The sequence below is a fragment of the Pseudotabrizicola sp. genome, assembly GCF_030684215.1.
Classification (GTDB): domain Bacteria; phylum Pseudomonadota; class Alphaproteobacteria; order Rhodobacterales; family Rhodobacteraceae; genus Pseudotabrizicola.
This window is the reverse complement of the sequence record NZ_JAUXOV010000070.1, coordinates 353,797-374,976: the sequence shown is the minus strand read 5'-3', so window position 1 is coordinate 374,976 and position 21,180 is coordinate 353,797. Positions and strand designations below refer to the sequence as shown.

Annotated in this window: 15 protein-coding genes; 9 read left to right on the top strand and 6 right to left on the bottom strand. The window is 60.1% G+C overall.

The genetic code is table 11. From position 1 onward, the window contains the following. Window positions 1-539: 539 nt before the first annotated feature. The 4 genes from Q8K08_RS15940 to Q8K08_RS15925 form a co-directional block, all read right to left on the bottom strand. On the bottom strand, window positions 540-1,091 hold the full coding sequence (locus Q8K08_RS15940) for a metallophosphoesterase (protein WP_305250704.1): 552 nt from the start codon (window positions 1,089-1,091) through the stop codon (window positions 540-542). 69 nt (window positions 1,092-1,160) lie between these two features. Then, on the bottom strand, window positions 1,161-1,697 hold the full coding sequence (locus Q8K08_RS15935; RefSeq protein ID WP_305250703.1) for a DUF6634 family protein: 537 nt from the start codon (window positions 1,695-1,697) through the stop codon (window positions 1,161-1,163). An 11-nt stretch (window positions 1,698-1,708) separates the two neighbouring features. Then, window positions 1,709-2,824 carry an AAA family ATPase gene (locus tag Q8K08_RS15930; protein WP_305250702.1) on the bottom strand — a complete coding sequence of 372 codons (1,116 nt, stop codon included), beginning with the start codon at window positions 2,822-2,824 and terminating at the stop codon, window positions 1,709-1,711. A 355-nt stretch (window positions 2,825-3,179) separates the two neighbouring features. After that, on the bottom strand, window positions 3,180-5,456 hold the full coding sequence (locus tag Q8K08_RS15925) for an adenosylcobalamin-dependent ribonucleoside-diphosphate reductase (protein WP_305250701.1): 2,277 nt from the start codon (window positions 5,454-5,456) through the stop codon (window positions 3,180-3,182). A 128-nt stretch (window positions 5,457-5,584) separates the two neighbouring features. On the opposite strand from Q8K08_RS15925, the gene Q8K08_RS15920 reads away from it, so the two are divergent. Beyond that, window positions 5,585-6,016, top strand: a complete 432-nt coding sequence (locus Q8K08_RS15920) for a DUF1489 family protein (protein ID WP_304802875.1) — start codon at window positions 5,585-5,587, stop codon at window positions 6,014-6,016. A gap of 121 nt (window positions 6,017-6,137) precedes the next feature. On the opposite strand, the gene Q8K08_RS15915 is transcribed toward Q8K08_RS15920, so the two are convergent. Both Q8K08_RS15915 and dnaE read right to left on the bottom strand, forming a co-directional pair. Continuing rightward, window positions 6,138-6,677, bottom strand: a complete 540-nt coding sequence (locus tag Q8K08_RS15915) for a hypothetical protein (RefSeq protein ID WP_305250700.1) — start codon at window positions 6,675-6,677, stop codon at window positions 6,138-6,140. Window positions 6,678-6,813: 136 nt separating this feature from the next. Continuing rightward, window positions 6,814-10,245, bottom strand: coding sequence for a DNA polymerase III subunit alpha (dnaE, locus tag Q8K08_RS15910; protein WP_305250699.1), 3,432 nt, complete (start codon window positions 10,243-10,245; stop codon window positions 6,814-6,816). A gap of 221 nt (window positions 10,246-10,466) precedes the next feature. Here dnaE and xdhA point away from each other — a divergent pair, with 221 nt between their 5' ends. From xdhA to Q8K08_RS15870, 8 genes are all read left to right on the top strand, one after another. Then, entirely contained in the window at window positions 10,467-11,882 is a 1,416-nt protein-coding gene (xdhA, locus tag Q8K08_RS15905; protein ID WP_305250698.1) for a xanthine dehydrogenase small subunit, read from the top strand. Beyond that, window positions 11,879-14,233, top strand: coding sequence for a xanthine dehydrogenase molybdopterin binding subunit (gene xdhB, locus Q8K08_RS15900; protein WP_305250697.1), 2,355 nt, complete (start codon window positions 11,879-11,881; stop codon window positions 14,231-14,233). Before xdhA ends, xdhB begins: the two co-directional genes overlap by 4 nt. Continuing rightward, window positions 14,226-15,161: a xanthine dehydrogenase accessory protein XdhC gene (xdhC, locus tag Q8K08_RS15895; RefSeq protein ID WP_305250696.1), complete on the top strand. Its 936-nt coding sequence runs from the start codon at window positions 14,226-14,228 to the stop codon at window positions 15,159-15,161. The genes xdhB and xdhC overlap by 8 nt, the downstream gene beginning before the upstream one ends. Continuing rightward, window positions 15,158-16,684 carry an ABC transporter ATP-binding protein gene (locus tag Q8K08_RS15890; RefSeq protein WP_304802867.1) on the top strand — a complete coding sequence of 509 codons (1,527 nt, stop codon included), beginning with the start codon at window positions 15,158-15,160 and terminating at the stop codon, window positions 16,682-16,684. The genes xdhC and Q8K08_RS15890 overlap by 4 nt, the downstream gene beginning before the upstream one ends. A 44-nt stretch (window positions 16,685-16,728) precedes the next feature. After that, window positions 16,729-17,817 carry an ABC transporter permease gene (locus Q8K08_RS15885; protein ID WP_304802869.1) on the top strand — a complete coding sequence of 363 codons (1,089 nt, stop codon included), beginning with the start codon at window positions 16,729-16,731 and terminating at the stop codon, window positions 17,815-17,817. Beyond that, window positions 17,817-18,746, top strand: coding sequence for an ABC transporter permease (locus Q8K08_RS15880; RefSeq protein ID WP_304802872.1), 930 nt, complete (start codon window positions 17,817-17,819; stop codon window positions 18,744-18,746). The genes Q8K08_RS15885 and Q8K08_RS15880 overlap by 1 nt, the downstream gene beginning before the upstream one ends. A 51-nt stretch (window positions 18,747-18,797) precedes the next feature. Further along, window positions 18,798-19,889 (top strand): BMP family ABC transporter substrate-binding protein, encoded by a 1,092-nt coding sequence (locus Q8K08_RS15875; protein ID WP_305250694.1) that lies wholly within the window; start codon window positions 18,798-18,800, stop codon window positions 19,887-19,889. Window positions 19,890-20,030: 141 nt separating this feature from the next. After that, a complete protein-coding gene (locus Q8K08_RS15870) occupies window positions 20,031-21,110 on the top strand; it encodes an FAD-binding oxidoreductase (protein ID WP_305250693.1) in 1,080 nt (359 codons plus the stop codon). The last annotated feature ends 70 nt before the right edge of the window (window positions 21,111-21,180 follow it).

Genomic DNA, 21,180 nt, shown 5'->3' with positions numbered 1-21,180 from the left:
CCGTTCGCCCGTATCTCCACCCCATAGTCCCTGAGAAACTCCACCGTAGTCGCCATCGCGAAACTCCAACCCGATCTCCATCACCGGCGGAATCGCAGATCAGACGGATAGGCAGAAGGTGGGAGCCAGAGAACGCTTACGTTCAACCGGAGGATCAGCGTTTATCTCAAGTCACACGAGAACCTACGTCGCAAGAGCTTTAGCGCGCCAAAATTGTGCATATCTCTCGTAGTTCATGGCATCCCAAAACTGGGTAGATCAACCAGGCAACCTGATCAGCTCAACGCCTTCTTCAATCGCTCTGCGCCCCTTCGCACGCCCTATCGTGCCCTCGTCGTAAGCCCCCAGCACGTAAAACCGGCTCCAACTCCGCGTCCATCGACTTGCCCAACGAATGCTGGGATCCCGCGATGTGAACTGCGCACCACTTTGCCAGAGCCGGTGCCCCCTGAGAGGCTCTTCGGTTGTCGGAAAAAAACTAAGGTCATCAACATGACGCAGGAACTCGGCAACCTGTTTGCGCTTCCCCGGCAAATCAGTCATTCGAGATAAGAGCCTGGTTCAACATCATTCCAATGCGCATTTAGGGGCTGAGCTGTCGCGCGGCGTAGGATGTCTAGCCGATTTGCGGGAGCAAAATTCCAGACATCTACACCGACATTGACGGCATTTCGGCTGCCAAGCCAGTTGTTATGCACGTGTCCAAAGAGCTGAATCGACCCATACCGGGCCATAGGCCACGTCATCATTGGATAATGACAGAGCACAAAACTGGTGTCGTCATCGCGAACAACTGCGATGTCATGTCGGCTCGTCCACGCTAGGTCGCGCACCCAGCGCCGATCATGATTTCCAAAAATCAGATGTTTCCGTCCCGGCAAGGCGGAAAATCGTGCCGCGATCTGAGGTCGATCCTCCATGCGCGCAAAAGCGAAATCACCGACGATCCACAGATCGTCGTCAGCAGCTACGAGGGAGGCGATAGCCTTGCAAATCTGGTTATCCATTGCAGTTACACTGCTAAACGGACGCTTACAGAAGCGGATCACCGCATCATGGTTCAGGTGTAGGTCGGCAGTATACCAGTTCATTAGACTGCTCCTACTGAAGGAAGCGCAAACGCAGCGAAATCAGACGCGGTGAAAATGGGGCAAGGTATGTCAAACAGGCAACCTAATCAATTCGACGCCTTCTTCAATCGCTCTGCGCCCGTTCGCGCGCTGAACCGTGCTCTCGTCGTAAGCGCCAAGCACGTAAAACCGGCTCCACGTCCTGGCCCACGCCCGAGAAGGATCAATCTGAAAGTAAGGCGAGGTCGCGATGAAGCGCTGGCCTCCTAGCCGCGGATGCCCAGAGACTTGCCCAAACAAGTGGGGGTATCCCCCGAAATGCACAGCGCACCACTTTGCCAGAACTGGCGCATCCCGCAGAAACGCTTCGGTCGGCGGAACCGAAGTAAGGTCATCGACATGGGCCAGAAATTCGGCAACCTGTTTGTGCCGCTCTGGCAAATCGGTCTGTAGCCATGTGCACGACATTTGCTGCTGAAAATGGTAAAACATGTTGTGCATGACAGGATCGACCTCAAGTGCGGCGAGAATGTCATCGTCGCCTTTTGAATGCCTCAAGCGTTCCCTGAGATCTTCTGCACGTTCAAGGAAAGGTCGACGCGGATCCCTGTAGGACATCGATTTCATCTCGGTCTCCATTACTGAAAAATTGGTCTGCTCTCTAGGTCCTGAGCCCGGGCCAACATCCGCGAGACGTCGCGCAAACTAATGCGGCGCTCCAAGCGGTCGCCCGCATGGATCAGAGTGACAATGATCGCCTCAATCGATGCGTCGCACAGGGACAGTTCTCGACCGCGACGGATCGCGAAGTCTTGAAGCTCAAGCGGCGTCAACGCGCGGACGTGCACCACGGTGCAACGGCTTTTGACCGTGGCCTGGACAAGATCAACGTCATTGGATGTGAAAATCCAAGACAGATGGGACATGTCAAACGACACCCGAAAGAACGGGCATTCCCATCGCCGGGCCGACTCTGGCTCGAGTAGGGAGAGCAGGGCGTCATAGAATGAGAATGTCGTGCCCTTGTTCGACTCGGCTGATTTTGCTTTGCAGATCTCGTCGACCACAACGATCCCGTTTGCGATCCGACTTTCCAAGATCATCTCAACTGGACGGCCGGGTTGAGCGGAACTCCAGCCGCGCTCCATCCCAACAATGCTGAATCCGGGGCTTCCAGTCGATGCGTCGAGAGCAACCGAGGGGACAGAAACAAGCTCAGCGAAACGCTTTGCCAAGCGGGTCTTCCCAACCCCAGGTGGGCCATTGATGATAAGTGGGGAAACCTTGATGGGCTCCCCAAGTCGCGCGGATCGACGCAGTGAATGCCAAAGGACCTCGGTCGCGGGAGCCAGCCACGGAGACTCTTGATGGAGCTGGGCGGCAACTTCATCGGCCCAAGCTTCACTCTTTGCGACTGCCGCTGGAATGTCGCCAGACGCAGACTGAAGCCTCAAGACCTCGTCTTTCTTCAAGTGCAAAGTTCCAGACGCAGCTGCGCGGCGTGAGAACAGTTTTTCGACGCGAAGACGGACCCGTTCTTCATCAACTCGTTTTAGGAGCGCATCATGTTCGAGACGAGCGATTTCGTCGCCATTTACAAAGTTCGATACCTCGGAAAAGCGCTTGCCGTGCGCGGCACGAGAAAGCTTGTCGATGCGACAGTCGAACAGAAAATCGCGTAATCGGCGGCGGATCTTTTCAGGATCGCCGATGTCCTTCTGCTCCTTCAAGTGGATCACTTTCAGTCTTTTCACAATACGTCTCCTTCCAGTGCGAGCGGGGCTCGACCAGTGTCGTGGCGGTCTGTTTCGGTGGCTGTGGCTCTGTGCCCTGTAGGGTTTTCCCGGGGGGCGGCCGGTCGTCAGGTTGGGTTAGTGCGTCGATGTCATGGTCTGAAATAGGTGGCTAAACCCTGCTTTCGTCAAGCCTGGGGGCCTTGGATGCGGCCCAAAACAAAGATGCCGCCCCTCTCGGGACGGCACTTTGGGACTCTAGCGATTTCAATGGTTTAGCCAGTCGTGGCAAAGTTATGCTTGGCGAGTGGCAAACAAAACCGTCAAAGTGGCTCTCTTATGGTTGGTTCTACATGGGTGGTGTTCATCAGGCTTTTCAGCCACATTTTGAATAGCCGCAGCTTGCGCAGGTCATGCAGCCCTCAACCATGCGCATCTCAAATCCACCACAGCTGGAGCAGCTTTTGCCGCGCGGTGCGCCGATAGCGACGACTTCGGCATGCGGGTCAGATTTCAGACCCATGCCCTCGCCCTCAATGAAGCCGATTTCAATCAGGTGGCGTTCGATCACGCCACCAATCGCGGCAAGGATCGACGGAATATATTTGCCCTCCATCCATGCACCGCCGCGCGGGTCGAAGACGGCTTTCAGTTCCTCGACGACAAAGGAAATATCACCGCCACGACGGAATACGGCCGAGATCATCCGCGTAAGTGCGACGGTCCATGCGAAATGCTCCATGTTCTTGGAGTTGATGAAGACCTCAAACGGGCGGCGGTGGCCCGAGATGATGATGTCATTCACCGTGATATAAAGCGCGTGTTCCGAGCCAGGCCATTTCAGTTTGTAAGTGGCCCCCTCCAGCGCAGCGGGGCGGTCGAGGGGTTCCGACAGGTAGATCACCTCACCATCCTGCTGGGCACTTGCCGGAGCTTCAGACGGGGTCTTGTCAGAGGATTCAGACACGGTCAGCACCGATCCGGTCACGTCATTGGGGCGGTAGGTGGTGCAGCCTTTGCAGCCCTGATCCCACGCAGCCATATAGACCTGCTGGAAATCTTCAAAGCTGATGTCTTCTGGGCAGTTGATGGTTTTGGAAATGCTGCTGTCGATCCATTTCTGCGCGGCGGCCTGCATCCGCACATGATCCAGCGGCGGCAGGGTCTGGGCGTTGACGAAATAATCCGGCAGGGGTGCATCACCCATCTTTTCGCGCCACAAGCGGACGGCGTAATCGACGACCTCTTCCTCGGTGCGCGAGCCGTCTTTTTGCAGCACCTTGCGGGTGTAGGCATAGGCAAACACCGGCTCGATCCCAGACGACACGTTGCCTGCATACAGGCTGATGGTGCCGGTTGGCGCGATCGAAGTCAGCAGCGCGTTGCGAATGCCATGCTGGCGGATCGCGTCTTTCACATCGGCGTCCATATGGGTGAGCGACCCGGAGGCGAGGTATTTATCGGCATCAAACAGCGGGAACGCGCCCTTTTCGCGGGCAAGGTCCACCGAAGCGAGATAGGACGACCGCGCGATAGCGTGCATCCATTGTTCGGTGATGGTCGCCGCGTCAACGCTACCATAGCGCGCGCCGATCATCAGCAGGGCGTCAGCAAGCCCGGTGACGCCAAGGCCGATGCGGCGTTTCGCCTGCGCCTCGGCCTCTTGCTGCGGCAGGGGGAAGCGGCTAGCGTCGACAACATTGTCCATCATCCGAACGGCGGTGCGCACCAGATCGTCCAGCGCGCCTAGATCGAGTGCGGCATCATCGGCAAAGGGGTTCGCAATCAGCGCCGCCATGTTGATGCTGCCGAGCAGGCAGGCGCCGTAAGGTGGCAGCGGCTGTTCACCGCAGGGGTTGGTGGCGGCGATGGTTTCGCAATAGCTCAGGTTGTTCATCGTGTTGATACGGTCGATGAAGATCACACCCGGTTCGGCGAAATCAAAGGTGTTGCGCATGATCTTGTTCCACAGATCGCGCGCTTGCAGCGTTTTGTAGACCTTGCCATCGAACAGCAGCTCCCACGGCCCATCGGCCTTGACCGCGGCCATGAACGGGTCTGTCACCAGCACCGACAGGTTGAACATGCGCAGGCGGGCGGGGTCTTTCTTGGCCTCGATGAACGCCTCAATGTCTGGGTGGTCGCAGCGCATGGTGGCCATCATGGCCCCCCGGCGGCTGCCTGCCGACATGATGGTGCGGCACATCGCATCCCAGACATCCATGAACGACAGCGGGCCAGAGGCATCGGCCGCGACGCCCTTCACCTCGGCTCCGCGCGGGCGGATCGTGCTGAAATCATAGCCAATGCCGCCGCCCTGCTGCATGGTCAGCGCGGCCTCTTTCAGCCCGTCAAAGATGCCACCCATGTTGTCGGGGATCGTGCCCATGACAAAGCAGTTGAACAGCGTGACCGCGCGCCCGGTGCCTGCGCCTGCGGTGATGCGGCCTGCGGGCAGGTATTTGAAATCTTCCAGCGCGTGGTAGAATTTTTCTTCCCACAGGGCCGGATCTTTCTCGACAGCCGCCATCGCGCGGGCGATCCGGCGCCATGTGTCCTCCACCGAGCCATCAATTGGCGTGCCGTCCTGCGTCTTGAGCCGGTATTTCATATCCCAGATCTGTTCGGCAATGGGCGCAGCGAATCGGGACATGGGAAAGCCTTGTTTTTGTGGGGATTGAGGATGAAGGCACAAAATACGCCCCTATCGCCCTCGGGTCAACGCCTTGCCGTCACGGTGTAGCGCCCTATGCTGCCTGTTCAGAAGCGAGGAATGAGTCGGTGACAGATCATATTCACATCCTGAAACTCTGTGTCGGCGCCGACAGCGTGGAGGATTTGCTGGACTGGCAAACCAGCCAGCGGACGCGCTGGCCCAAAGACTGCGCCGTGCATGTCACCCGCATGTGGCCAAAGCGCGCGGATGAGGTGCTTGCGGGCGGGTCGCTGTATTGGGTGATCAAGGGCGTGGTGCTGGCGCGGCAAAAGATTGTCGGGCTGGAGCAGGTGACGGGCGACGACGGCATCTCCCGCTGCGCTATCGTGCTGAATGCCGAGGTAACCCGCACCCAAGGCGCACCGCGCCGCCCGTTCCAGGGCTGGCGCTATCTGGACCCGAAAGACGCGCCCCCCGACCTGCTGCCGGGGCGGGAGAAGGAAGAAGCGCTGCCGCCGGGGCTGGCGGAGGCGATGGCGGAGTTCGGCTTGAGGTGAGGGCGGGGGCATCCATAGACAATACGCCCAACGGGCGTAAAGTTTGCTCACCTCTCATTACGAACACAACTCAAGATTGAGGAGGCGCAATACCCACCACATTTGAGAAAGAAGCATGCATTCAACTCCCACTTACAATTGCTGACAGTCCTTTCGTGAATGGCGAAACACCTGTTGGGCTATACCGAATTAGGTGTGGTAGGTTTTCGGAAAGCTGGGCGTCATTTTTGTTTGCAATATACCAGCGTCGAACCGCAGCATCCATTCCGGCTATAAAAGTATCGAGATCGAACATTGCTGCGGTCTTTTGACCGGCTTCAATCGACACACCGTGTATTTTGCCGCTGGCTTCAGGAACTGAGAATATCACATGCGTCGCCCTGTAGTGCGGATGCCCCCTCATATCGCCTCGGTGAACAAGCCCCCCCCTTAACCTAAAGACACCAAGACCATCATCGCCCAGTTCTTGCGGTGATGAGTAAGTGTTTACAAAATCTACGTAGTGAACTTGTTTCACAAGGCTATTCTTTGGAAGTAATAATCCGCTGCAAATTTCAGGGAGCGTCAATGCAACTAAGAGGCAGGGATAGTATAGTTTTGCATCCCTTGCCTGATGCATGTCGTTCACCACAGATGAAAGCTCATAGGGAAGTAATACCATCGAGTTGATCCCTGTTAGATGAATTTTAATGTTAGAAATGGCGTTTGCAGCAACGAAGTTTTTGAAAGTATTGTTGGCTGGTGCATCGATTCCGAGTCCTTGCAGCGAAGCTTTGCATCATCCCGCGAAGCCCCCCTCACACCTCTTCCACCATCACTACACCCTGCATCGCCTTGATCGCGCCCTTGATCTGCGGGGTGATCGGGTAGGGGTTTGGCAGGATCATGTCGATTTCGCGGCCTTGATCGTCGGGCACGCAAAGGGTGATCTGGGCGCGATTGCGGCCTTCGACCTTTGCCAGCAGTGCCGCGAGTGAGGGCACAGCCTCAAGCCGGTTCAGGTGGATGCGCATGTCGGATGCCCCGGCCTGATCGGCCACCGCATCAATCGGTTGCACGCCATTGGCCAGCATTTTGACGCCATCGCCATCGGGGTCGACCTTCACGGTCAGCACCACGTTCCGCCCCGGCTCCAGAAAATCGCGCGCGGCTTCCAGCACGTCGGAGAACACGGTGACCTCATACAGGCCGGTCGGGTCCGACAGTTGGACAAAGGCAAACCGGTTGCCCTTGGCCGATTTGCGTTCCTGTTTTGACGCGACCGAGCCTGCGATCTTGGCAATCAGCGGGCCACGTTGGGCAAGCGCGGTGATCTCGGTCAGGGTTTTCACATCGCGGCGCTTCAAGGGCCCCATGTAATCATCCAGCGGGTGGCCCGACAGGTAAAAGCCAACGGCCTGATGTTCATGCCCCAGCCGTTCCACAGGCTGCCAGTCATCGCGAAATGGCAGGCGCGGTTCGGGTATATCTGCACCAGCCTCGCCAAACAGCGACACCTGATTGCTGGATTTAGCCTCATGGATCGCGGCGGAATAGGAGACCAGTGCATCGAGCGCCTCAAACACGCGGGCGCGGTTGGGGTCAAGCAGATCAAACGCCCCGGCGCGGGCCAGCATTTCCATCGGGCGCTTGCCAACACGCTTCAGATCGACGCGGCGGGCACAGTCGAACAGACTGGCAAACGGCTTGTCACCCCGCGCCTCAACGATCAGCTTCATCGCCTCGACGCCGACGTTTTTCAAAGCGCCTAGGGCGTAGATCAACTGCCCTTCGCGCACAGTAAATGTGGCCAGAGACCTGTTCACACAAGGCGCGACCATGGTGATGCCCAGCTTGTCCACCTCGCGTTTGTAGACAGCCAGCTTGTCGGTCAGGTGGATATCGCAGTTCATCACCCCAGCCATGAATTCAACCGGGTAATTCGCTTTCAGATAGGCCGTCTGATAGCTGACAACCGCATAAGCGGCCGCGTGGGATTTGTTAAACCCGTAGTTGGCGAACTTCTCCAACAGGTCAAACACCTCGCCCGCTTTTTTCGCATCAATCCCGTGGGTTTTCTTGGCGCCGTCAATGAATTTGGGCCGCTCCTTTGCCATTTCTTCGGCAATCTTTTTCCCCATCGCGCGACGCAACAGGTCAGCCCCGCCCAGCGAATACCCCCCCATGACCTGCGCGATCTGCATCACCTGTTCCTGATAAACGATGATGCCTTGCGTCTCTTTCAGGATCGGGTCGATGGTCGGGTGTAGCGATTCAATCTCGCGCAGCCCGTTTTTCACCTCGCAATAGACCGGGATATTCTCCATCGGGCCTGGACGATACAGCGCCACCAGTGCCACGATATCCTCGATACAGGTCGGCTTCATCCGGCGCAGCGCATCCATCATGCCGCTGGATTCTACCTGAAACACCGCGACGGTTTTGGCGGCGGCGTACAGCTCATAGCTGGGTTTGTCGTCCAGCGGGATCAGGTTGATGTCGAAAGAGATGCCGCGCAGGGCCAAAAGGTCCATCGCGTTCTGGATCACAGTCAGCGTCTTCAGACCCAGAAAGTCGAACTTCACCAACCCCGCCGCTTCGACCCATTTCATGTTGAACTGGGTGGCGGGCATGTCGGACCGGGGGTCCTGATATAACGGCACCAATTCATCCAGCGGACGGTCGCCGATCACCACCCCGGCGGCATGGGTCGATGCGTTGCGGTACAGCCCTTCGATCTGCTGGGCATAGCCAAGCAGCCGCCCCACAACCTCTTCTTTCGCAGCTTCGCGCAGGCGTGGCTCATCCGCCAATGCCTTGGTGATAGACACCGGCTTCACGCCTTCAACCGGGATCATCTTCGACAGACGATCGACCTGGCCATAGGAAAGCTGCAACACCCGCCCCACATCGCGCACGGCGGCTTTGGACAGCAAAGCGCCAAAAGTGATGATCTGCCCCACCTTGTCGCGCCCATAGCGGTTTTGCACATAGGCAATCACCTCCTCGCGGCGGTCCATACAGAAGTCGATGTCAAAGTCGGGCATGCTCACCCGCTCGGGGTTCAGAAACCGCTCGAACAGCAGGGCATAGCGCAAGGGGTCAAGGTCAGTGATGGTCAGCGCGTAGGCGACCAGCGACCCGGCCCCCGAGCCCCGGCCCGGCCCGACTGGAATGCCATTGTCTTTCGCCCATTTGATGAAGTCAGCCACGATCAGGAAATAGCCGGGAAAGCCCATCCCCTCGATCACGTTCAACTCGAAATCCAGCCGTGCCTGATATTCCTCGGGCGTCACTGCATGCGGAATGATCGCCAGCCGCGCCTGAAGGCCCGCATTGGCCTGACGGCGCAACTCCTGCACCTCGTCGTCGGCAAATTTCGGCAGGATCGGTTTGCGCTTGTAGGCCGCAAAGGCGCAACGGCGGGCGATTTCGACCGTATTCTCCAGTGCTTCGGGCAGGTCGGCGAACAGCGCGCACATCTCGGCTTCGGATTTGAAATAGTGCTGCGGCGTCAGGCGGCGGCGTGGCTGCTGTTGGTCAACATAAGCGCCCTCGGCAATACAGATCAGCGCGTCATGAGCCTCATACATCGCAGCCTTGGGGAAATAGACATCATTGGTGGCAACCAGCGGCAGGCCCATGGCATAAGCCAGCTCGATATGCCCATGTTCCGACCCGGCCTCGGCTAGGGGCAAACGCCCGCCTTCACCTGGATGGCGCTGCAATTCCACATACAACCGCCCCGGAAACGCTGCCGCCATCTGCTCCAGCAACGCCTGCGCCTTTGGCATCTGCCCGGCCTGGAGGAACCGGCCCAATGGCCCGTCCGGTCCGCCGGTCAGACAGATCAGACCGTCCGCATGTCGCATCAGATCGGCCACCGTCACATGTGGCAACTGACCATCGCCCCGCAGATACAGGCACGAATTCAGCTTCATCAGGTTCATGTAGCCTGCGTCATTCTGCGCCAGCAGCACGATGGGTGCCGGCGCTCGAGGGCGCTCACCCGGCTGGGCCGGATCATGCGCAAGACTGATCTGACAGCCCACAATCGGCTGCACCCCCGCCCCTTGCGCTGTCACTGAAAACTCCAGTGCGGCAAACATGTTGTTGGTGTCCGTCACCGCAATGGCGGGCATATCGGACGCGGCCGCCAGCTTGACCAATGATTTGACCGGAACCGCCCCTTCCAGCAGGGAATGTTCGGTATGAACGCGCAGGTGAATGAATCGCGGTGCTTTTGACATAGGCACAGCCTAACGAAGCATCCCGCCCGGGGAAAGGGTGCCTCATTCTTCGGCAAATCCCGAGAGTGCTTCAAATGCTTGCCTGGATATTTGTCTTGCCTTGTGGCGTCGCACCTTGCTTCATGATCTCACAGGGACATAAGGGGTGCATGCTCGCTTTACGCCGCATCGGGCGGGTATGCAAAAAACCTCTAACGGGGAGAAGGCGGCGGACGAACCATATGTCGCAGATTGCGTTTCTCCTGAACGGAGCGCCTGTCCGCGTGTCCGATGAGGCGCCCACGCGGACGCTTCTGGACTGGCTGCGCGAAACCCGTGGCCTTACAGGTACGAAAGAGGGCTGCAACGAAGGCGATTGCGGGGCTTGCACGGTGATGGTCACCGATGCGCAGGGCAGTCGGGCGCTGAACGCCTGTATCCTGTTTTTGCCACAACTGGATGGCAAGGCCGTGCGCACGGTCGAAGGCATCAGTGGCCCGCAGGGTCAGCCACACCCGGTGCAAAGGGCGATGATCGACCATCACGGCTCTCAATGCGGTTTCTGCACGCCGGGCTTTATCGTTTCGATGGCCACCGCGCATCTGAATGGCGCTACCGATCATGATGACCAGCTGGCTGGAAACCTGTGTCGCTGCACCGGCTATGCGCCGATCATCCGGGCTGCGCAGGCCGCAGAATCAGCTCCAGTGCCAGACTGGATTGCGACAGATCGTGATTTCAACTTGGCTCTAATACTCCGAGAGGGTGACGCCGAAGGCCGAGGGGTGTCAGAGCCCACCCAACACGGCTTCCGCCCGCGCAACAGTGATGATCTGGCGGCGTGGTATCTGGCAAACCCGGAAGCCACCCTGATCGCCGGGGCCACCGATGTTGGTCTTTGGGTGACCAAGCAGTTGCGCGACCTGTCGCAGGTCGCTTTTCTGTCAGGCATTGAAGATCTGCAACACATCGAGGATCAGGGCGACACCCTACGTATCGGCGCGGGCGTGACCATTGCCGATCTGCGCAGCGCACTGGCCCCGCGGTTTCCTTCCTTTGGCGAACTTCTGCGGCGCTATTCCAGCGAGCAGGTGCGCAATGCCGCGACCATCGGCGGCAATATCGCGAACGGCTCTCCCATCGGCGACGGCCCGCCCGCACTGATCGCGCTTGGCGCAACGCTCCACCTGCGCCGGGGTGAGGCCCGCCGCCAGATGCCGTTGGAGGATTTCTTCCTTGAGTATCGCAAGCAGGACCGCCTGCCCGGAGAATTTGTCGAGGCCGTGACAATCCCGGCAGCTGCGCCCAATCTGCGTTGCTACAAACTGTCCAAACGCTTCGATCAGGATATTTCTGCCGTCTGTGGCTGTTTCAACCTCACTGTGACCGATGGCACCATCACCGATGCCCGCATTGCCTTTGGCGGCATGGCGGGCACGCCAAAGCGGGCGGCGGCGGTCGAAGCCGCTTTGCTGGGCAAACCGATGACACCAGACACGGCGCAACAGGCGGCGGCGCTGATGGCGCAGGATTTCTCGCCCCTGTCAGATATGCGGGCCTCAAGCGCTTACCGCCTGACAACGGCCCAGAACATGCTGCGGCGCTATGTACATGATCTGGACGGCATCCAGACTTCAGTGCTGGAGGTGCGGGCATGAGCATGGGAAAACCCCTGCCGCATGACGCGGCCCCGCTGCATGTCACCGGACAGGCGCGCTATGTCGATGACATTCCGCTGCCGGGAAATGCGCTGCATCTGGCCTTTGGCCTGTCCACAATCGCGCATGGCTCTGTCACCAGCCTTGATCTGTCTGCCGTGCGCGCAGCGCCCGGTGTGGTGGCGGTCTACGGACCAGAGGATTTTGACGCGGTGCCCGATTGCAGCCCGTCAGTGCATGACGAGCCGCTGATCTCGACCGGCGATGTGTTCTATCTGGGCATGCCACTGTTTCTGGTGGCCGCCGACAGCCACCTTGCCGCCCGCAAAGCTGCACGGTTGGCCAAGGTCAGCTACGAGACAAAGCCTGCGCTGCTGACGGTGGACGATGCAATGGCGGCGAACAGCCGGTTTGAGGACGGGCCGGTGATCTGGACCAAAGGCGATGCGGCGCGCGCCATCGACACGGCCCGGCATGTGGTTGACGGCCAATTTGAGGTCGGCGGCCAAGAGCATTTCTATCTGGAAGGTCAGGTTGCAGCGGTGTTGCCAATGGAAGGCGGCGACTTGCTGGTCCATTCCTCTACACAGCACCCCAGCGAGATCCAGCACAAGATTGCCCATGCCCTGCATCTGCCGATGAGTGCGGTGCGGGTCGAGGTGCGGCGGATGGGCGGCGGTTTTGGCGGCAAGGAATCTCAGGGCAACGCGCTGGCCATCGCCTGCGCCATTGTGGCCACCCGTACCGGGCGGCCCGCAAAGATGCGCTATGACCGCGATGATGACATGATGATCACCGGCAAACGCCATGATCTGCGCATCCTCTACCGCGCCGGGTTTGACGATCAGGGGCAATTGACCGGGGTGGAGTTCACCCATCTGTTCCGCTGCGGCTGGGCGCAGGATCTGTCTTTGCCGGTCGCTGACCGGGCGATGTTGCACGCGGACAACTGCTATCACCTGCCCGACATCCGCATAGAGAGCCATCGCCTGAAAACCCACACCCAAAGCGCCACGGCATTTCGTGGCTTTGGCGGACCGCAAGGCATGGTGGGGATCGAGCGGGTGATGGACCATGTGGCGCATGCGCTGGGGCGTGATCCGCTGGACGTACGGCGCGCCAATTTCTACCGAGCGGCGGCGAGTGCGGCCAGTGCCGGGGGCGCTTCGCCCCCCGCCCCCCCAGAAAATGCTTTTGCCAAGATGAAGACGACCGCGCAGACCACCCCCTATTTCATGCCTGTGGAGGATTTCATCGGGCATGAACTGGTGGCGGCGTTGGTGGACTCGTCTGACTATGCAGCGCGCCGGGTGGCGATTGCGGAATGGAATGCGCGCTCGCCCGTACTGAAGCGCGGAATTGCGATGACGCCGGTGAAGTTCGGGATTTCCTTTACGCTGACGCATCTTAATCAGGCCGGGGCTTTGGTGCATGTGTATCAGGATGGCTCGATCCATCTGAACCATGGTGGCACCGAAATGGGGCAAGGGTTGTTCCAGAAGGTGGCTCAAGTGGCGGCTGGGGTGTTTGGTGTTGACCCTGATGTGGTGAAGATTACAGCCACCGATACCGCAAAGGTGCCCAACACCAGTGCCACGGCGGCGAGCTCAGGGTCTGATCTGAACGGCATGGCGGCGCAGGCGGCCTGTGCCACGATCCGCGACCGGATGGCCGCCTTTGTCGCCGACAAGCATCAGGCCGACCCGGCATCGGTTCGCTTTGAGGATGGCATGGTGCGGGTGGGCGGCGAGGCCTATGACTTTGCCCGCGTTGCAATGTGGGCGTATCAGGCGCGTGTCAGCCTGTCCTCGACCGGGTTTTATGCCACGCCAAAACTACAATGGGACCGCAAAGCGGGCAAGGGTCGGCCGTTCCTGTATTTCGCCTATGGCGCGGCGGTGACCGAGGTGGTGATCGACACGCTGACCGGCGAGAACCGCATCCTGCGCGCCGATCTGCTGCATGACACCGGCAGCAGCCTGAATTCAGCTTTGGATATCGGACAGATTGAAGGGGCCTATGTGCAGGGGGCGGGCTGGCTGACGACCGAGGAACTGGTCTGGGATGGCAAGGGGCGGCTGACCACCCATGCACCCAGCACCTACAAGATTCCGGCCTGTTCCGACCGGCCTTATGTGTTCAACGTGGCCCTGTGGGGGCGGCCCAACCGTGAAGACACGGTGGGCCGGTCCAAGGCAGTGGGAGAGCCGCCCTTTATGCTGGGAATCTCAGCGCTGTACGCGTTGTCGGATGCCGTGGCGGCCTGTGGTCCGGGCTATCCGGCACTGGACGCGCCAGCGACGGCAGAACGGGTGCTCGCGGCGGTAAGCCGGGTGCGCGGCGATGTTTGATCAGGACGCGCTGGCGGCGACAATTGCCGCTCATGGCCCGGTGGCTCGCGTGGTCATTGCAGCGCACGACGGATCGTCGCCGCGAGAGACCGGGGCAGCCATGCTGGTCTGGCAAGACGGGCAGTCTGGCACCATTGGTGGCGGCGCGCTGGAATGGGAGGCGGCGGCAGAAGCGCGGGCGATGCTGGTGGCGGGGGGCCGCAGGTTGCGGCGCGTGCCGCTGGGTCCGGCCTTGGGCCAGTGCTGTGGCGGGGCGGTGACTTTGCTGACCGAGGTCTATCGTACCGGGGGCCTGCCCGAGGCTGAGTGCGGGCTGGTGGCGCGCAGCGTGGACGGGCGCGACATGCCTCTGGCGGTCAAGCGGTTGCTCGACCGAGCGCGGGGGCAAGGTGTAATGCCCGCACCACAACTGGTGCAGGGCTGGTTTGTAGAGCCTGTCGCACCCCAAGCCCTTGATCTGTGGATCTGGGGAGCAGGGCATGTGGGGCGCGCGTTGGTGGCGGTTCTGGACCCTTTGCCAGAGGTGCGGATCACTTGGGTCGATGTGGCGGAAGACCGCTTTCCCACTGTGATACCCGAAGGCATCACCACCCTGCCCTGCGCTGATGCGGCACGGCTGGTCTTGCATGCCCCGAAGGATGCCCAACATCTGATCCTGACCTATAGCCATGCGCTGGATCTGGATCTGTGCCACCGGCTTTTGCACCATGGGTTTGACCGCGCCGGGGTGATCGGCTCGGCCACCAAATGGGCGCGGTTCCGGTCGCGGTTGGCCGCCCTTGGCCACGCGCCAGCCGCGATTGCCCGTATCAACTGCCCGATCGGTGACCCCGCTTTGGGCAAACATCCCCAAGCCATTGCGATTGGCGTGGCGCACGCGGTTTTGCGCCACCAAGCCCGCTCATCAGTCAAGGAGAACGCACTATGACCCGGCCTGAACTGCTGCGCGTTGCGGGGGTGACGAAAGCCTATCCGGGCGTGGTCGCCAATTCTGATGTGTCCTTTGCCATCTCGGAGGGCGAGATTCACGCCTTGCTGGGCGAGAACGGAGCTGGAAAATCGACGCTGGTGAAAATGATCTATGGGCTGGTCAAGCCGGATTCGGGCACCATGACCCTGCGTGGGGCAGCCTATACCCCAGCCGAGCCGCACGCGGCGCGGGCCAGCGGTGTGGCAATGGTGTTCCAGCATTTCAGCCTGTTCGAGGCGCTTAATGTCGCCGAAAACGTGGCTTTGGGCATGGAAAACCCGCCGCCGATGAAGGAACTGGCCAGCCGGATCAAGGCGGTCAGCGAAGAATACGGGCTGCCTCTGGACCCCGCCCGGATGGTGGGTGATCTGTCAGCGGGGGAACGCCAGCGGGTGGAGATCATCCGCTGTCTGCTGCAAGACCCAAAGCTGCTGATCATGGACGAACCGACATCGGTTCTGACACCACAGGAAGTGGACATCTTGTTCCGCACCCTGCGGCAGTTGTCGGCCGAAGGCACAGCGATTTTGTATATCAGCCACAAGCTGGAAGAAATCCGCACGCTTTGCGATGAGGCAACAATCCTGCGGCGTGGCAAGGTTGTGGCAACCTGCACCCCGCGTGAGCGCTCGGCGCGCGAGATGGCGGAGTTAATGGTCGGGGCCACCCTGACCCCGCCTGAACGGGCGGGCACGGCCAAGGGCGCGGTGGCGCTGGAGGTGGTAGATCTGTCAGTGGCCTCTCCGATCCAGTTTGGCACGTCGCTGAAAAATGTCAGCTTTCGTGTGGCGAAAGGAGAGGTGCTGGGCATAGCCGGGGTTGCAGGCAACGGGCAGGACGAATTGCTGCTGGCCCTGTCGGGCGAAGTGCGTGCCGCGCGCGATACCGTGCGCATTGACGGTACGGGCGTCGGCGATACTGGGCCGAACGCACGGCGTGCCCTTGGGCTGGTGGCCGCACCAGAGGAACGGCTGGGCCATGCGGCGGCACCCGATATGAGTCTGGTCGAGAATGCGCTTTTGTCGGGCGCTTTGCGTAAGGGGCTGACCAAGAATGGCTTTATCGACTGGGCGGCAACGGAAGCTTTTGCCGCCGGGATCGTGAAGGACTTTGACGTGCGAACGCCAGGAACCCATGTGGCAGCGCGGGCGCTGTCGGGTGGGAATCTGCAAAAATTCGTGGTTGGGCGCGAACTGAGCCAGACGCCCTCAATCATCGTGATCAACCAGCCCACATGGGGTGTTGATGCGGCGGCTGCGGCGAGCATCCGACAGGCCATTCTGGACCACGCAGCCGGAGGCGCTGCGGTTGTGGTGATCTCTCAGGATCTGGATGAGCTATTGGAGATTGCCGACAGCTTTGCCGCACTGAATGAGGGGCGGCTGACCACGCCGCGACCTGTGCAAGGGCTGACGGTGGATGAGATTGGCCTGATGATGGGCGGAGCGCATGGCATGGAGGTGGCGCATCATGGCCATTGACGCAAGACAGATGAGTATTTTTGCCAAGATGAAGGGGGCGGTCCATGCTGAGGCTTGAAAAACGCCCGTCGCCAAGCCGGTTCTGGCAAGGCGCGACCCCGGTTTTGGCGGTGGTGCTGACGATGATTGCAGGCGGGCTGATGTTCGCCGCGTTGGGAAAAAACCCGGTTGAGGCCATACGAACGATCTTTTGGGATCCGTTGTTTCACCCACAATTTGCCAGCTACTCGCGGCCTCAACTTCTGGTGAAAGCGGGGCCGCTGATCTTGATTGCGATTGGGCTTTCGCTTGGCTTTCGGGCGGGGATCTGGAACATCGGAGCCGAGGGTCAGTATATCATGGGCGCGTTGTTTGGCGCTGGTGTGGGGCTGGCGTTCTATCCTGCCGATCATTGGTTTATCTTTCCGCTCATGGTGATTGCCGGTGCATTGGGCGGCTGGATCTGGGCGATGATACCGGCAATACTGAAGACCAAGTTCAACACAAACGAAATCCTTGTCAGTCTGCTGATGGTGTACATCGCGCAGAACTTCCTGTCATCGATGTCCCTGGGCCTGTTGCGCAACCCGCAAGGCGGCGGCTTTCCGGGCAGCCGGAACCTGAGCCAATACCCTGCGGCATCAAACCCCGAGTTGTTCGCAGGAACAGGCATGCATTGGGGTGTGATTGCGGCGCTTATGGCGGTGATCGCGGCCTATATCCTTCTGCAACGTCATATCCTTGGGTTTCACATCAAACTGGCCGGGCAAGCGCCGCGCGCAGCGCGCTATGCCGGGGTGAATCCGACCGGGCTGGTTTTGCTGTGCATGGGCATTTCGGGCGCTTTGGCGGGGCTTGCGGGCCTTTTCGAGGTGGCGGGGCCTGCGGGGCAGATCAGCATTGGTTTCAACGTAGGCTATGGGTTTACCGCGATTATCGTGGCCTTTCTGGGCCGGCTGAACCCCATTGGCATTCTGCTGGCGGGGCTGCTGATGGCGCTGACCTATATTGGCGGAGAGCTGGCGCAGTTCATGCTTGGCCTGCCTGCTGCCGCGATTCAGGCGTTTCAGGGAATGCTTTTGTTCTTCCTGTTGGCGGTGGATCTGCTGAGCAATTACCGCATTCGCCTTGGGTACAAGAAGGAGGCCATCTGATGTTCGGAGGGATTGATCCTGCGCTGTTGATCGCGGCGCTGATGGTGGCCTCGGTGCCGATCATTCTGGCGGCAATCGGCGAGTTGATTGTTGAACGCGCCGGGGTGCTGAACCTTGGGGTTGAGGGTATGATGATCATGGGCGCAGTCTGCGGTTTCATCATGGCGGTGCAGACGGGCAGCGCCGTGATGGGGTTCGTTGGCGGGGCCCTTGGGGGGGCGGCATTGTCGCTGATCTTTGCCTTGCTGACGCAGGTTTTGCTGGCCAATCAGGTGGCATCAGGCCTTGCGCTGACGCTGTTCGGGCTGGGCCTGTCATCGCTGATCGGGCAGAACTTTGTGGGCATCCGCCCGCCTGCGACAGGGGCTGTGCCCTTGGGGCCACTGGCGGATATTCCGTTCTTTGGCCGCGTCTTGTTCAGCCATGACTGGGTGGTCTACTTCTCGATTGCCGTGGTTGCCGTGACGTGGTGGGTGCTCAAGGCCACACGGATGGGTCTGATCCTGCGGGCAGTGGGCGAAAGCCACGATGCGGCGCATGCACTTGGCTATAAGGTGCGCAAGATCCGGGTGCTGGCGATCATGTTCGGCGGGGCCATGGCGGGGATGGGCGGCGCCTATGTCAGCCTTGTGCGGGTGCCGCAATGGACCGATGGCATCACCGCTGGTGCGGGCTGGATTGCGCTTGCCATTGTTGTCTTTGCGTCATGGCGGCCTTGGCGTGCGCTGGTCGGTGCCTATCTTTTTGGCGGAATCACCGTACTTCAGCTTAACCTGCAGGCGGCCGGGGCGCGCATTCCGGTCGAATACTTGTCGATGTCACCATATCTGATAACCATTCTGGTGTTGGTCATCATGTCCTCGGGCAAGGGAAAAGCGGCGCTGAACGCTCCGGCAAGCCTTGGCCAGAATTTCCACGCCTCACGCTAGGGGCACCATTCAAACCGGGGCCGATCAACGGCCCGCAACAGGGAGACGACAATGAAACGTACAACATTGCTGGCGACGGCGGCACTGGGCCTTGGGATGGCCTTTGGGGGCGCTGCCAGCGCGCAGGGCATGGACAAGGTCAAGGCTTGCTTTGTCTATGTCGGTCCGATTGGTGACCTTGGCTGGACCTATCAGCACCATCAGGGCGCGCTGGAGGTGGTTGAGACCTACGGCGACAAGGTTGAAATCGCCTTTCAGGAAAACGTACCGGAAGGTGCCGATGCAGAGCGCGTTCTGACCCAGATGGCGCTGTCTGGCTGCAACATCATCTTTACCACGTCCTTCGGCTATATGGACCCGACCAACACTGTCGCGGCCAAGTTCCCAGACATCAAATTCGAACATTCAACGGGCTATAAGCGCGAGCATCCGAATGTTTCGACCTATAACGCGCGCTTCTATGAAGGCCGCGCGATTCAAGGCCACATTGCGGGCAAGATGACCAAGACCAACAAGATCGGCTATATCGGGTCGTTCCCGATCCCCGAAGTGGTAATGGGCATCAACAGCTATTACCTCCACGCCAAGAAGGTGAACCCGGATGTGCAGCTTTCGGTGGTCTGGGCCTTCACATGGTTTGACCCCGCCAAAGAGGCCGACGCCGCAAAGGCGCTGATCGACCAGGGCGTTGACGTGATCGCGGCGCACACCGATTCAACGGCACCTCTGGCCGAAGCGGCAAAGACCAATGGCGCCGTGATCGGCTTTGGTCAGGCGTCCGACATGGCCGATTTCAAGCCAAGCCCCCGCGTGTCCTCGATCATCGACAACTGGGCGCCCTATTACGTCAAGCGCGTCGGCCAGTTGCTGGATGGCACCTATGAGCAGGTTGACAGCTGGGCCGGAATTCCCGAAGGCGAAGTCGAAATCGGTGAGATCACCGATGCCGTCCCTGCAGAGGTGAAGGCCGAAGCAGAAGCCATGCGCGATGCGATTGAGGCGGGCACCTACCACCCGTTCACCGGGCCAATCAACAAGCAAGACGGCAGCGTCTGGCTTGCCGATGGGGATGTTGCCTCTGATGGCGACCTGTTGGGCATGACCTTCTTTATCGAAGGTATCACGGGTGATATTCCGCAGTGATTTGTTGAACTGACGAAGAAAGGCCCGTGCTTTGCGCGGGCCTTTTTTTGCGGGATTGTGGATGTGCCAGTGATTTCTGGGCTGCCCTTTAGGTGCTGCGCCCGGTATCTCTGGCGGCAAGGCGCTGAGAGGGGGCATGTGATGGATGCAGATGTTGTGATCATAGGCGGAGGCATCGCCGGGGTGTCGCTTGCGGCCCGGCTGGCCCCCTTTGCATCCGTAGTGTTGCTGGAAGCAGAGCCCGCGCTGGGGCATCATGCCTCGGGCCGGTCGGCGGCTTTGTATGAGCCGCGCTACGGCAGCCCCGCAGTGGTGGAACTGTCGTTGGTATCGGCTGACTTCTTTCATAAAACCAAAGGCATCTTGTCGCCCCGTGGGCTGATGATGGTCGGCTGCGCAGGCGACGAGGCGGCGTTTGCCACCGAGGCGGCGGCAATGGCGCTGGAGCCGATGACGGTTGCCGAGGCCTGCGCCATGGTGCCAGTGCTGAACCCGGAAGCGGTGACCATGGCCGCCTTTTCGCCCGAGGCGTGGGACATTGACACCGACCTGCTGATGCAGAGCTTTGCCCGCACCGCCCGTGCAGCGGGGGCTGAATTGCGCACCGGGGCAGCGGTGACAGCACTTTGCCACAAGGATGAGATGTGGCAGGTGACGACAGCAAACGGCTCAGTGACCGGGCGCGTTGTGGTTAATGCGGCCGGGGCTTGGGTGGACCGCGTGGCGCAGATGGCGGGGGTCCAGCCGCTTGGTTTTACGCCCTATCGTCGGTCGATGGCGCGGATCCCGGCCCCAGAGGCGATGGATGTGTCACGCTGGCCGATGATCTTTGGCGCAGGCGAGGCGTGGTATGCCAAGCCCGACGCAGGCGCTTTGATCGTGTCACCCGCCGAAGAAGATGCAACCGACCCACATGACGCATGGGCCGATGATATGGTGCTGGCCGAAGGTCTGGCGCGCTATGAGGCGATGGTGACAGCCCCAGTGACCCGGCTGCTGTCAAACTGGGCCGGGTTGCGGACCTTTGCGCCCGACCGAACTCTGGTCATCGGGGCAGATGCACGGCACCATTCGTTTTTCTGGCTGGCGGGTCAGGGCGGGCAAGGGTTCCAGTCTTGCCCTGCGGCCAGTCAGCTTGCTGCGGATCTGATCCTTGGCCGAGCACCGGAAGTTTCGGCGGATTTGGTAAAAGCACTGTCGCCCTCACGGTTCGGGCGCTGAAAAGCCCCGGCCACAGGTCAGCGGATTTCAGCCATCAGCGGGGTCGTAGCCCGTATTTCCGGTGGTGACA